We start from the raw sequence: 13,581 nt of genomic DNA, 5'->3' as shown, positions 1-13,581 counted from the left end.
CTTTTAATTACAAATGTAATCTTAACCCTAATAATTACACATGTAATCTTTTGCTTCAAACAGTTATTTCCACTCTTGTGATGCAACGCAAAAAAGTAGTCATTTTTGATTTAAAGCAACCCATGCTTAAGGTAGGCTATTACTTTACGTTTAGTTGTTGTGACCGCCCTTATGCTCAAGTATGTTTGTTTAGCACTGGTTCTTTTTGCATGTGATTTGTTTTCATGTGACATTACCGTGCGAGTTGAGCAATATTCTGCACAATCACAGAAAGTTACGGGCCGCTGGCAAGGGCTCGATGTTGAACTCGCCGAGCTATTACTAAATGAAGCACACTGTGAATTCGATTTTGTCGATTTACCTTGGGCGCGCTCGCTTAAGTTGCTCGAAAATGGTGAAATTGATTTGATGATGTCGGTAACTAAAACCGACGAACGCGAGCAGTTTGCCTACTTTGTTGGTCCGCAACGTTTTGAAACCTTAGTGTTTGTTAGCCCACCCATGAGTGAAGAAATCACTCAAGTAACACAGCTTTTTTCGCTAAATAACCCCGTTGCTATTCAAACAGGGTCGTTCTACGGTGAAGCCTTTATGAACACCTTGGCACAGTCTGAGCGGAATAAAGATAAAATTGTTTGGGTGACAAATAATCAAACCAAAGCCATTTTATTAAAATCGCAGCGTATTTCAGGATACCTTGAAGCCAAACTCAATATCATGTTTGAACAACAACAAGGCACGGCAATGCCAAACTTGAAAATTCATCCGCTTATTGTAAACAAGGCAGCGGTTTATTTTGCGTTCAGCAAGCAGAGCGTTTCACCTGCGCTTGTTAGCAAACTAAAACACGCGTTTTTGGTGCTGCAAAAAAGCGGTAAAATTGACGCTATCTTGGCTAAATACGGTGCTAAGTAATCACAAAAACCGAAAACCTAAATCAGCTTCTATTTACGTGATGTGATTTTACATAGACATTTGGGGCGACGCCAAAATAATGTTTAAATGCGGTATTAAATGCCGACACCGATTCAAAGCCGAGTTGATGTGCAATATCTTGCTGACGATACCCTGCTTCTAATAACTCTACTGCTTTAAATGCTTTAAGCTTTTGTTTCCACTGTGAAAAGCCCATATTCATTTGCTTATTGAACAAGCGACTGAGCGTACGGCTTGATGCACCTACTTTTTCACCCCACTGTTCAATGGTGAGTTTATTCCCAGGGTTAGCTAAAAGCTCACTAATAATTGGCATTAAACGTACATCCTCACTTAGTGGCATCACAAAGTTAGTTTCTTTGGCAAGTTCAATACGGTCAATAAACACATCAATAAAACGCTGAGTTTTATCATCTAATGGATAGTCATCTTGCCACGTGCAGATCTCTAAAATAAGTGCACGGAGTACACTATCGACTTCAATTGATTTGGCAGATGTGCCTAAGCGCTCGGTATACTTTTCATCAATATAAACACTACGAAATTTGCCGCCGTAGCGACAAAAACTCTCATGCTCAAGCCCTGGTGGTAACCAAAGTGCTTGTTGGGGCGGAATAATAAATTTGCCCTCGGGGGTAAAAAGCGTGAGTACACCATTACTGGTATAAGCAAGCTGCCCCCACGTATGTTTATGGGTTTTTACATGCTCCCACGGCGGCATATTGGTGGCTCTTGGCAACACTGGCCTACCAAGGGTTTTCTTTTTAAAGCGAGAAGGAGTTGAGCGCCATTGGTTCATTAACGAGCATTACAATCTTGTCTGATTTTATAAATAGAATGTCATATATTCGATAACATGACAAAGCTTTACTGCTTTACACTTTTAGCGTTCTTATTCAAAACCGACAGGAGCGTCACCTTGCTTAACGCTATCAAATCTTATAAAGCCAGTCCCTTTAGCTTTTTAGCTATTGCCGGTGCGGTAATGGCATTTACCTTTTCAACGTGGAATGCGCTGTTAAATAACTTTGCAATAGAAGCTGCTAATTTTAACGGCGCGAACATAGGCATGTTGCAGTCACTTCGAGAAATACCGGGGTTTCTTGCCTTTACTGCAGTGTTTGTATTACTGGTATTAAAAGAGCAAACCTTTGCACTTATCTCACTCGCACTTTTGGTAATTGGAGTTGCGTTGACTGGACTATTCCCTACTGTTTACGGTTTGTACGCAACCACAGTGCTTATGTCGATTGGATTCCATTATTATGAAACGATTAATCAATCACTAAGCTTGCAATGGTTTAGTAAAGACGAAGCGCCTGAAAAGCTTGGTAAGTTACTGTCTATCAAATCAATTGCATCACTGTGTGCATTTGCCATTGTTTGGTTCTTATTTACCTTTATGGCAACCTCATATCAATTTGTTTATTTGTTTGTTGGCGGCATTGGCTTACTTGCTACTCTTTGGCTTTGGTTATCTCACCCAGCGTTTCAACAACACACTTCACAGCATAAAAAACTGATTTTAAGAAAAGAATACACCCTCTTCTATTTACTTACTTTTTTCTCAGGTGCAAGGCGTCAAATCTTTATGGTGTTTGCTGGTTTTCTAATGGTCGAAAAGTTTGGTTATGGCGTTGCTGAAATTTCAGCGCTTTATATGCTCAATCACTTACTAAATATTTTTATTGCACCAAAAATTGGCAAAATGATCGGTAAGATTGGCGAGCAGCGTGCCTTATCGATTGAATATATTGGCCTAATCTTTGTGTTTATTGGTTATGCTATTGTCGAAAGTGCAACCGGTGCTGCCGTGTTATATGTGATTGACCATATCTTTTTTGCGATGGCAATTGCTATAAAAACATACTTCCAGAAAATCGCTCGCCCTGAAGACATTGCGGCAACGGCTGGCGTAAGTTTCACTATCAACCATATCGCTGCAGTAATTATTCCAGCAAGTTTTGGTTTAGTGTGGCTTTACGATAATTCATTAGTATTTTATTTTGGTGCTGTGCTTGCGTTTTGTTCACTGATATTAAGTCAGTTTATTAACCCACATTTGGCACGAAAAGAAGCAACGTTGGTGTAACTTTTTCTGTAATCGCTACGTGTTAAGCATTTAAATATTTTAGATACTTAACACGCATACCGTGCTTTAAAGCGAGAATTTATTCAGGACAGGTTTGATGGCTACATTCAAGCTGTTTACACAAACGATAATTTTGAACATGTCCAATAATTACAAAAAGCGAGCCAATCAAGGTTAATCCTTTTTCAAAGAGCTCACCAAAATCATGGCCAAATAACACCGCAGTAATTAAGAGTAATAACCCGCTTAAGCCCCAGCCTAAGACACGCCATGCTTTATGTCGTCTACAGCCCATAAATAATGCACTGCAACTGGTTAATAACACTGCAACAACCAGCATTTGGTGAAACGCTTCGTCAGCAAGCGTTTGTAAACCAATTGAAGGGATCAGCACAATCCCAATTGGCAATAATAAGCAGTGCATAATGCACAATGAAGAAATACTAATGGCTAATTTATCTAAACGTTGTTGCACAAACGGATTCTCATAATAAATAATGCAACAATATAACATCTCTAAATTTGTTATCAATATAGATTGTGTGTTCAGCCTAAAAATCGCAACAATATACTTACACAAAGCAACAGTTTCTCACAAAGCCTCACTAACACTTACAGAAAACCAATCCTGTGCATTTTATAGTCTGTTTGCTGTTACTTTTTATCAAGGAATATAGAATGAAACACACGCTATCTTTAATCACATTTGCACTGTTAGTTACTGGCTGCGGCGGCTCGTCAAAAAAAGACGATGATGATGTTGTTGTAGTGACCCCTCCATCAGCATTAATGCAACAAGCAGAACAAGATCGTATTAGCAATAATGCGGGCGCAATCTCAGTTGCCATTTACCACAAAGGCGAGGTTGTATTTGCTGATGCGGTTGGCAATAAGCAGCCAAATAGTACCGAAAAAGCGGATAAAAATACCCTTTTTCAAATCGGGTCTACCACCAAAGTACTTACCAATATCGCCACACTTCAACTTGTTGAACAAAATCGTTTAGCACTAGACGATAAACTAGTTGATCACCTGCCCAATATAAACTTCCCTATTGAACACACCGATTTTTGGCAAGCAATTGAGCTTGAATGGTTAATGACTCACAAGGGTGCATTTGAAGATGACTATGAAGGTATTAGCTCAGATTCAGATTTAATTTCGTTTATGCGCGATGAATACACCATTGATAATGGTGTGCTTAACCAACCTGGTCTTTTCTACAACTACTCAAACCCTAACTATTCATATTTAGGTGCCGTTATCGCGTTAGAAAGTGGGCTTGATTATGCAAGCTATGTTGAGCAAGAAGTGCTTACCCCCCTCGCTATGACACGTTCAACATTTTCAAATGAAAAAGTAAAAGCCGATGGTAATTTTGCGCTTAGTATTAATGACGCTAATGATCAAATTAAAAAGCATACCAGTATTGATGAATTACTTAGCTCAGAAGTGGTATTACCTGCAGGTGGCAATACCTGGTCAACACCAACAGAGATGCTTAATTTGGCAAAGCTCTTACTTCAAGGTAATGAAAATGTACTAACACAGGCATCCTCGCAAACACTTAGCGGCAAACACGTATTAATACCCAATCCGCTGCCTGTTCACTATGGCTATGGCATGTTTGTCAGCGATGGTTTTATGTATGACAACAAATGGTACCCAATCAGACACTTTGAACACGGTGGCAATGCGAATGCCTACACCAGCTTGTTTTATGTATTCCCAGATCATGATTTAGCCATTTCAGTACTCAGCAGCGGTGAGTCAGATAATTTATCAGGTACATTGATTGCAGCGCTTAAACATGTAAATGCGCTGCCAGAAGCAGAGTCATTTGAATTACCAGCCGTTAATACTGAGCTATTTGATAAATTTGCTGGTGAATACACCATTTATGGTCTGGATTTAACCATTTCAAATGTTTCGGGCAAACTACAAGTATCGATGCCAGAACTTGACGCACAAGGGGTAAGTTACAGTGAAACACTTACACCTATCTCTGCCAATATGTTTGCGTTAAAACTAAATGATCAACAGTTAGCCTTTAACTTTGTCTCAACCAATGACGGGCAAAGCTATGACTACTTTGTTAGTCGACAAGCCGTTGCAACACGAAAATCGATTAGCACCCGTATTGAGCTGAGTTCACATAATGCGTTACAACTAAACAAACTGCTTAATAACAACTAATATGCATTAAGCATCAGCCGTGACGCTCTCGGCTGATGCTTACAAAGTTAAAACTTAAGAGCTACGCTCAATTAGGCTAACAGGCACTTGTTTTAAACTTTCCGGCTTATCACCTTTTAAAATTTCGCACACCGCTTTAGCTATATCGTCTGCGTCAATTTTTACTGTACTAAGTGGCACACTCATTAGTTTTGAGTCGTCTAAATCATCAAAACCAATCACGCCAATATCATGTCCCGGTTTAATACTTTGCTCAGCTAAATATTCCATCACACCATAAGCCACAATATCGTTAAAGCACATCACCGATTCAATTGAAGGTACTTTTTCTAAGCACATCGACATCGCCAATCGTCCGCCTTGGCGGTTAGTCGCACTATTAAACACCCAAGAGTTAACATCTTTGTGTTCATTAATAGCGTTGTTAAAACCTAATAATCGTTGATGATAATCCGAAATCGCATCATCACCTCCAATAAACGCAATTTGCTTATGGCCGCGTTTTATTAGTGCTTTAGTGGCGGTGTAAACCCCCTTTTCATTGTCAGGAAGTACGCAAGGTATGGTGCTACCGCTTACTTGACGCATAATACTCACCACTTGGGTTTGCATAGTTTGCAGCTCTTCAAGCCACTGTGCTTCAGTATTCGGTGCAGGACAGATAATAAAGGCTTTAACGCGATATTCTTTTAACTTAGCAACAATTTGCGTTTGCGTTTCGACATCTTCACTGGTGTTAACCAGCGTTGCCATTAGCCCGAGCTGACGCACATGTTTTTCAAGCGCCACCGCCAATTTCGCCGAATAGGGGTTGGTTAAATCGTTTATAACAATGGCCACTAAATCCGATGATTTACTGCGCATGGCGGCCGCGTCCCGGTTATACACATAACCGGTTTCTTCAATCGCCTTTAGCACTTTGTCTTTTGCTTTCGCACTTGCTTTTTCACTGCCGCGTAAAACTAACGATACAGTTGATTTAGACACCCCAGCAACGCGGGCAACATCATGAACTGTAACGGATTTTTTATCCTGTTGAGGGGACGCTTTTAGTGATTTATTAAATGAGGAGGTGTGATTTACCACTCAGCTTACCAGCTATAAATTTGGTTATTATGGCTTGTATTCTAACAAACTGATCAGTATATTCAAATCAAAATTGGAACGTTCCACTTTTGTTTTATTTCGGCATGAGGCACACAATGAAAACAATAAGCCAGCACTGGCAACGTACAAAAAACACCGCTTTTTCCCTGTTTGCAAGCGGTGCAATGATGCTGACAATCCCTGTTGTATCGGCAAATACCCAATATGTAGACCCCTTTATTGGCACGGGTGGTGACGGCCATACATTTCCAGGAGCCGTTGTACCATTTGGTATGGTGCAGTTAAGTCCTGATACCGATTCGGTGTTTCGCGGTATCGACCCGCAGCCCGAAATTTATAAACGCTGTGCAGGTTATCACTATGATGACACCACCATTGTAGGCTTCTCTCACACTCATTTTAGTGGCACAGGGCATTCTGATTTAGGTGATTTACTGATGATGCCTATTACGGGAGAGGTCAAATTAGACGCGGGCACGGCCAAAAACCCCGATGCAGGATACCGCTCGCGCTTTAGCCATCAAAACGAAAGTGCCAAACCTGGCTATTACCAAGTATTGCTTGAAGACTACAAGATTAATGCTGAACTAACCGCCACCACCCGTGTTGGCATGCATAAATACACCTTTAAAGAGCATGATAAAGGCAGCGTACTGCTCGATTTAACCCATGGCATTTATAACTTTAAAAACAAAGTAATTTGGAGTGATGTGCGCGTTATCAACGACCGCACTATTTTGGCGTACCGCGCAACTAACGGCTGGGCGAACAATCGTCAAATGTACTTTGCCATCGAGTTTTCAAAGCCTTTTAAAGACATTGAACTGATTAACCTCGATAACAGCCGTTATCGCTGTAATGGGTGTTTAAGTGAAGGCAGCGGTAAAAAGCCATCAACCATTGTTAATTACAAAATTCCGGAAGCCGCAGGTAAAGCCCTTAAAGTCGTTGCTGATTTTGATAATTTAAAAGGCAACCCGCTATTAGTTAAGGTGGGTATTTCTGCGGTGAGCAAGTCCAATGCCCTTGAAAATTTAAACAGTGAGATTCCCCATTGGAATTTCGATAAAGTGGTAAAGCAAGCTGACGATGTTTGGCATAAATCCCTCGATAAATTTGACATTGAAGGCTCACTTTCACAAAAACGTCAGTTTTTCACCTCGGTTTATCATGCGCTGCAAGCACCAAGCGTATATCAAGACGTCAACGGCCAATACCGTGGTGTTGATGGTGAAATCCACCAAGCAAAAGATCACACCCATTACACCTTGTTTTCACTTTGGGATACCTACCGAGCACTACACCCGCTACTAACGTATGTCGAGCCAGACAAAGTATCTGACATGATTGCCTCAATGCTTGATCATTACCAGCAAAGCTATGACAAAATGCTACCTATTTGGTCATTCCACGGCCACGAAACTTGGACCATGATAGGCTATCATGCGGTGTCGGTTATTGCCGACGCCTACCTAAAAGGGATTCGAGATTTTGATGTTGCCCTTGCCAAAGAAGCGATATTAGCAACCGCAAACCACCCGCATTACGATGCGATTCCTGAATACAAACACTATGGTTATGTGCCACTTGATGTACTGCCAGAATCAACCTCGATCACCCTTGAATACGCTTACGACGATTATGCCATTGGCCAGTTTTTAACAGCTCTTGGCGAGAATGAACTTGCTACTGAGTACTATGAACGTGCCACGTATTATCAAAATGTCTTCGACCCAAGCGTTAAATTTATGCGCGGGCGCATGAAAGATGGTTCTTGGAACCCAGACTTCGACCCGCAAGAAGCGAAATACATGGGCGCATTTACCGAAGGTAACAGCTACCAATACAGCTTTTATGTGCCACAAGATGTGCACGGTTTAATTAACTTAAAAGGTGGCGACAAAGCCTTTATTGCACGCCTTGATGAGCTTTTTGAGACTGAACTTGCCTATGAAAAGATTAAAGAGCATGAAGACATTGCGGGTTTAATTGGCCAATACGCTCACGGTAACGAGCCAAGTCATCATATTGCCTATTTATACAATTACGCGGGTGAGCCATGGCGTACACAGGCACGCATTCGCCAAATTATGGATACCCTATCATCAGACAAACCTGACGGCCTTGCAGGGAATGACGACGTTGGGCAAATGTCGGCATGGTATATCTTCTCGGCGATGGGTTTTTACCCTGTTGCTCCAGGTGATTTAAGTTATGCACTCGGTGCACCACAACTACCAAAAATCACCTTAAAACTTGCCAATAAAAAGCAATTTACTGTGCTTGCAAAGCACCTATCAGCAGATAACAAATTTGTCAGCCAAGTATCACTTAATGGCAAACCATTAAATCGCAGTTACATTACGCACGACGATATTATCTCAGGTGGCACCCTTGAATTCACCATGTCTGCAAAACCAAATAAATCCTTTGGTAATGCGTTATCGTCGCGTCCACCGTCACTGAGTAATCCGAAAAACCCAAATACATTGCATTAAAATTTTAATAAGAAACAACTATGAAACAGATTTTCTCTCGTTCATTGATGCTATTAACCCCGCTGCTGGCGCTAAGCGCCTGTGGCACGCATCACGCTGATACCAACAAAAGTGAAAAAAGCACCACAACACAAACCGATTATGTGCAAAACCCAGCGCAATTTGTGAACCCGTTTATTGGCACCAAAGGCCCATTTAACCATCGCCAAGCCGCAAACGTGGTACCGGGTGCTGTAAAACCGTTTGGTATGTTTAACTTTGGCCCTGAGCACGCGTATACCAAAGAGCTGATGGCAGAAAGTGAAGGCATTAGTAAACGTATCAACGAAGACAATGTGCGCATTCCCGTTTCGCCCGGTGGCTATAACTGGCAAGCAACGCGCTTAAAAGGCTTTTCATTTACCCGTTTATCGGGCACAGGCTGTTTAGGTGCATCAGGTGATGTGCCAGTACTGCCTTTTAATCAAGCGATTAAACACTCCCCTGCCAGCGATAAAATTAATGCCTACTATGGCGCTAATTTTAGCCACGACGATGAAACGGCTATTCCTGGTTATTACCAAGTGGGACTCGATTCAGGTATTGATGTGCGTTTAGCGGCTACCGACCGCACCGGTATTGCTGAATTTACGTTTGCGTCAAAAGAGCAGGCAAAACTCATTTTTAGAACGGCTTACTCGCAACTGGGCAGTGGCGATGCGTTTACCAAAGTCGATGTTGCCAAAGGCGAAGTGTCAGGTTATGTCACAAGTGGTAACTTCTGTGGCTACCTTGGCGAATACAACCGCCGCGATTACTACACACTGCATTTTGTTGCCAAAATTGATGCGCCCATTACCGGCAGTGGCGCGTATGTCGACGACACAGTTTCGCCTAATGCGACCTCGAGTAAAGGCGGTATGGGTTATGGCGATACGGGCGTGCCTGAATGGGGTAAAGGCTCTGGCCTTTGGGTAGATTTAGACGTAAACGCTAACCAGCCTGTTACCATGCGTGTGGGTATTTCTTACGTGAGTCTTGAAAATGCCCGTGAAAACCTAGAAAAAGAGCAAGCAAGCCAAAGCTTTGCACAAGTAAAAGGCAACGCCTATGCCGCATGGAATGATGCCCTTGGCCGCGTAAAGGTAAAATCAAACGATAGCGATTTGTTAACCACCTTTTATACGGCGCTGTTTCACAGCCAATTTCATCCTAATATCTTTAGTGATGTAAACGGTGAGTACCGCGGTTTTGACCAACAAGTGCATACTGTGAGCGCTAACCAAACAGCGCAATATGCCAATTTTTCTGGCTGGGATGTCTATCGCTCACAGTTGCAGTTAATTAGCTTAACCCACCCAAATGTGGCAAGTGATATTGCCCAATCGCTGTTTAATCAAGCCAATCAGTTTAACGGCATTTGGGATAGATGGACGCACAACAATGGACCAACAGGGGTAATGAGCGGTGATCCATCAACTATTACAATTGCCAATTTTAAAGCCTTTGGCGCTGATAAATTTGATGTCGCAGGTGCTTATCAATCGCTTTATAAAGCAGCCACAGAGCCAACTGAATATGATTTATCAAACGTTGGCTGCCCGGTATTTTGTCGCGGTCAAAAACCATCGCTCGATGAATGGTTAAGCCTTAATTACTTATCAGATCAATCTAATTCGTGGGAAGGTGCCAGCGAAACACTAGAGCAAGTTTCTGCTGACTTTGCGCTTTCGCAGCTTGCAGCGCGCCTTGGCAAAACGAAACATAGCCAAGCCTTACTTATGCGTTCAGGTTACTGGAAAAACCTTTATAACCCTAAAGCCACAAAGCAGTTAGGTTATATTCAAGGGCGCAACCAAGACGGCAGCTGGAAAGACAAATTTGACCCATTTAGCGGCCACCTGTTTGTTGAAGGCAGCCCAGCGCAATATTTATGGATGTTGCCTTTTGACGGCCAAGGCTTAAACGAATTGTTGGGTGGCGATGACGTAATGGCATCACGTTTAGATAATCACTTCCGTAAGCCCGATGGTAGCTGGGTGCTGTATCGCGATTCAGCCGGATTTGCCGATGTCTCAAACCAGCCATCAATTGCCACTCCATGGATGTATTTATATACCGGTAAAGCCTATAAAACGCAGCAAACTGTGCGCGAAACTATGAAGCAACTTTGGCATAACACGGTATCTGGCATTCCAGGGCAAGACGATTTAGGGCAAATGTCGTCATGGTATGTGTTCTCAGCCCTTGGCATGTATCCGTTTTATCCAGGTCGCGCCGATATGGTGCTTTCAAGCCCAGCGTTTGAAAAAGCAAAAATTGGCAATATTAGCATTAGCGCACCAAACGCAAGCGAGGATCACATTTACATTGATACGCTAAAAGTGAACGGCCAACCATCAATGCAAAGCTGGATTAACGAAAACCATGTAAACGCGCCACAGCACCTTGAATTTAACTTGAGCACAACGCCAAATAAAGCGTTTGGCCAAGCTGAAGTGCATCGTCCGCCGTCGTTTTCAACATCATCAACAGTTGCAACTAAGCTTGTTGGAGATAAACCCTAATGGCCAAGCAAATTAATCAAACCATGGCGTTTTACGCCATGACCAGCTTGTTTTTTATCTGGGGTTTTATTACCGCACTTAACGATATTTTAATCCCGTTTTTAAAAGCTGAGTTTTCGCTTAGTTATACTCAAGCCATGTTGGTGCAGTTTTGCTTCTTTGGTGCTTACTTTTTAGTGTCACCGCTGGCTGGGCGAGTGGTTGCAAAGTTTGGCTATCGCAATGGTGTATTTATTGGGTTATCCACCCTTGCTCTTGGCTGTCTGCTGTTTATTCCGGCAGCCAGCATTAAAGAATATGCGCTATTTTTAGCGGCATTGTTTGTACTTGCAGGCGGTATTACCGTGCTGCAAGTCTCGGCAAACCCGTATGTGAACTGTTTGGGTGAGGAAAAACATGCTGCAAGTCGCTTAAATCTGGCACAAGCAATTAACTCCCTTGGTCATACTGCAGGGCCATTGTTTGGTACTTACTTTATTTTGTCGGCAACATCACAAAATGCAGGTGCCGAACAAGTACAACTACCGTATTTTTTAATCGCCCTTGCTGCGATAACCATAGCCTGCTCCTTTAAGTTTATTGAATTACCAAAACTTGATTTTGAAGAGCAAACTTCTGCTCAAGCTAAAGATTCGATTTGGCAGCATAAGCACCTTGTTTTAGGCGCACTTGGCATCTTTTTGTATGTAGGTGCTGAAGTGTCGATTGGCGGCTTTTTAGTAAACTATTTTGAATCACCTGAAATTGGCGGCTTAACCACCGCACAGGCTGGTCATATGGTGGCCTACTATTGGGGTGGTGCGATGATTGGTCGCTTTATTGGCTCTGCGTTAATGCGTCAATTTTCGCCAAGTTATGTACTCGCCTTTAATGCCATTATGGCGGTTGTGCTGTTAATTGTTACGGTATTTAGCAGCGGCAAAATCGCGATGTGGAGCGTACTGGCTGTTGGCTTTTTTAACTCGATTATGTTCCCAACCACCTTTAGTTTAGCTATTCGCGGTTTAGGGCAGCTTACAGCAAAAGGTTCGGGGTTACTGTGCCAAGCGATTGTCGGTGGTGCGGTGTTCCCACTAATCCAAGCGGTTGTTGCCGATGCATTGTCAGTGCAGCTTAGCTTTTTAGTGCCCGTACTTGCGTATCTGTATATTGTGTTTTTTGCCATTAGCCAGCACCGGGTTAACACTCAAAAGGAGTTACCAGCATGAGCAAGGTGATCTGTTACGGTGAAGCCTTGATTGATTTTCTACAAATACATCAACAATCACAAGATGGCATTAATTTATCGGATTACCGCCAGTTTCCAGGCGGTGCTCCGGCAAACGCAGCGGTTGCCCTTGCCAAACTCGATGGTAAAGCGCATTTTGTAGGGCAAGTAGGTGATGATCAATTTGGCCATTTTTTAATAAACAGCCTTCGTCATTATGGCGTAAATACTGACTGTGCGCTTATTCATAAAAGTGCCCCAACACCACTTGCGTTTGTGCATTTAGATGAGCACGGTGAACGCAGTTTTACCTTTATGCGAAAAGACAGCGCTGATTTAAAACTGCGCCCAGAAGAAATCAAATCACAGTGGTTTACAGACGCTTCGCTAATTCATTTTTGCAGTAATACGCTCACCGAGAAAGGCGCTGTAGACACCACACAAGCAGTACTGGAATACGCAAGCGATAATAACTTAACCATCTGTTTTGATGTCAATTTACGCGCTAATTTATGGCCAAATTCAGCACTTAACATCGCACTTATTAATGAATTTGTTGAAAAAGCAGATGTCGTTAAATTTGCCCGCGAAGAGTTCGATCTGCTTTGTCAAAATGAACCTGAAGATTATATAAACCGCTGCTTTAACGGCAATTGTGAGTTGCTACTTATCACGGGTGGTGGTGATGACATTGAATACATAACCAAATATTGCCGAGGCAGTATTAGCCCAGCTAAAACAAAGGTGCTTGATACCACCGCAGGTGGTGATGGATTCATCGGTGCAATTTTGTATTTATTAAGTGAACGCATCACCTTAGACGCACTTTTAAACAATGAAAACGCACTTAAAAGCGCCATTGCATTTGCCAGTTGTGCCGGTGCGCTCGCCGTGAGTCGTCAAGGCGCATTCCCTGCACTGCCCTCGTTAAACGAGGTAGATACCCTTTTTAACCAGCAATTTGGCGCCCTCACGGGCGCATTTTTTTAGAGAACACAC

10 protein-coding genes are annotated in these 13,581 nt (G+C 42.5%); 7 read left to right on the top strand and 3 right to left on the bottom strand.

The window, feature by feature from the left end:
* The first annotated feature begins 171 nt into the window (after window positions 1-171).
* The gene (locus ACHSBP_RS08810; protein ID WP_054979329.1) at window positions 172-915 is read left to right on the top strand and encodes an ABC transporter substrate-binding protein; all 744 of its coding nucleotides are present in this window, start codon (window positions 172-174) and stop codon (window positions 913-915) included.
* A 22-nt stretch (window positions 916-937) separates the two neighbouring features.
* On the opposite strand, the gene ACHSBP_RS08805 is transcribed toward ACHSBP_RS08810, so the two are convergent.
* Window positions 938-1,735, bottom strand: a complete 798-nt coding sequence (locus ACHSBP_RS08805; protein WP_395388611.1) for an AraC family transcriptional regulator — start codon at window positions 1,733-1,735, stop codon at window positions 938-940.
* Window positions 1,736-1,855: 120 nt separating this feature from the next.
* Here ACHSBP_RS08805 and ACHSBP_RS08800 point away from each other — a divergent pair, with 120 nt between their 5' ends.
* Window positions 1,856-3,028 carry an MFS transporter gene (locus tag ACHSBP_RS08800; RefSeq protein WP_395388610.1) on the top strand — a complete coding sequence of 391 codons (1,173 nt, stop codon included), beginning with the start codon at window positions 1,856-1,858 and terminating at the stop codon, window positions 3,026-3,028.
* 79 nt (window positions 3,029-3,107) lie between these two features.
* Here the strand turns inward: ACHSBP_RS08800 and ACHSBP_RS08795 are convergent, their stop codons facing one another.
* Window positions 3,108-3,503, bottom strand: coding sequence for a MerC domain-containing protein (locus tag ACHSBP_RS08795; protein WP_395388609.1), 396 nt, complete (start codon window positions 3,501-3,503; stop codon window positions 3,108-3,110).
* Window positions 3,504-3,706: 203 nt separating this feature from the next.
* Between ACHSBP_RS08795 and ACHSBP_RS08790 the strand changes: the two genes are divergently transcribed.
* Complete coding sequence (locus ACHSBP_RS08790; protein WP_395388608.1) at window positions 3,707-5,224, top strand: serine hydrolase domain-containing protein; 1,518 nt, start codon at window positions 3,707-3,709, stop codon at window positions 5,222-5,224.
* A 54-nt stretch (window positions 5,225-5,278) separates the two neighbouring features.
* Here ACHSBP_RS08790 and ACHSBP_RS08785 read toward each other — a convergent pair whose 3' ends face one another.
* Window positions 5,279-6,310, bottom strand: a complete 1,032-nt coding sequence (locus ACHSBP_RS08785) for a LacI family DNA-binding transcriptional regulator (RefSeq protein ID WP_395388607.1) — start codon at window positions 6,308-6,310, stop codon at window positions 5,279-5,281.
* Between the two features lie 185 nt (window positions 6,311-6,495).
* Here ACHSBP_RS08785 and ACHSBP_RS08780 point away from each other — a divergent pair, with 185 nt between their 5' ends.
* The 4 genes from ACHSBP_RS08780 to ACHSBP_RS08765 are packed head-to-tail and all read left to right on the top strand — an operon-like array spanning window position 6,496 to window position 13,572.
* Complete coding sequence (locus ACHSBP_RS08780) at window positions 6,496-8,829, top strand: GH92 family glycosyl hydrolase (RefSeq protein WP_395388667.1); 2,334 nt, start codon at window positions 6,496-6,498, stop codon at window positions 8,827-8,829.
* A 20-nt stretch (window positions 8,830-8,849) separates the two neighbouring features.
* Window positions 8,850-11,375, top strand: coding sequence for a GH92 family glycosyl hydrolase (locus ACHSBP_RS08775; protein ID WP_395388606.1), 2,526 nt, complete (start codon window positions 8,850-8,852; stop codon window positions 11,373-11,375).
* Complete coding sequence (locus ACHSBP_RS08770) at window positions 11,375-12,583, top strand: sugar MFS transporter (protein WP_395388605.1); 1,209 nt, start codon at window positions 11,375-11,377, stop codon at window positions 12,581-12,583. The genes ACHSBP_RS08775 and ACHSBP_RS08770 overlap by 1 nt, the downstream gene beginning before the upstream one ends.
* On the top strand, window positions 12,580-13,572 hold the full coding sequence (locus ACHSBP_RS08765) for a carbohydrate kinase (protein WP_395388604.1): 993 nt from the start codon (window positions 12,580-12,582) through the stop codon (window positions 13,570-13,572). Before ACHSBP_RS08770 ends, ACHSBP_RS08765 begins: the two co-directional genes overlap by 4 nt.
* The last annotated feature ends 9 nt before the right edge of the window (window positions 13,573-13,581 follow it).

It is taken from the genome of Pseudoalteromonas sp. XMcav1-K (assembly GCF_044005875.1).
Lineage (GTDB): Bacteria > Pseudomonadota > Gammaproteobacteria > Enterobacterales > Alteromonadaceae > Pseudoalteromonas > Pseudoalteromonas spongiae.
This window is presented reverse-complemented; position numbering and strand designations above follow the sequence as displayed.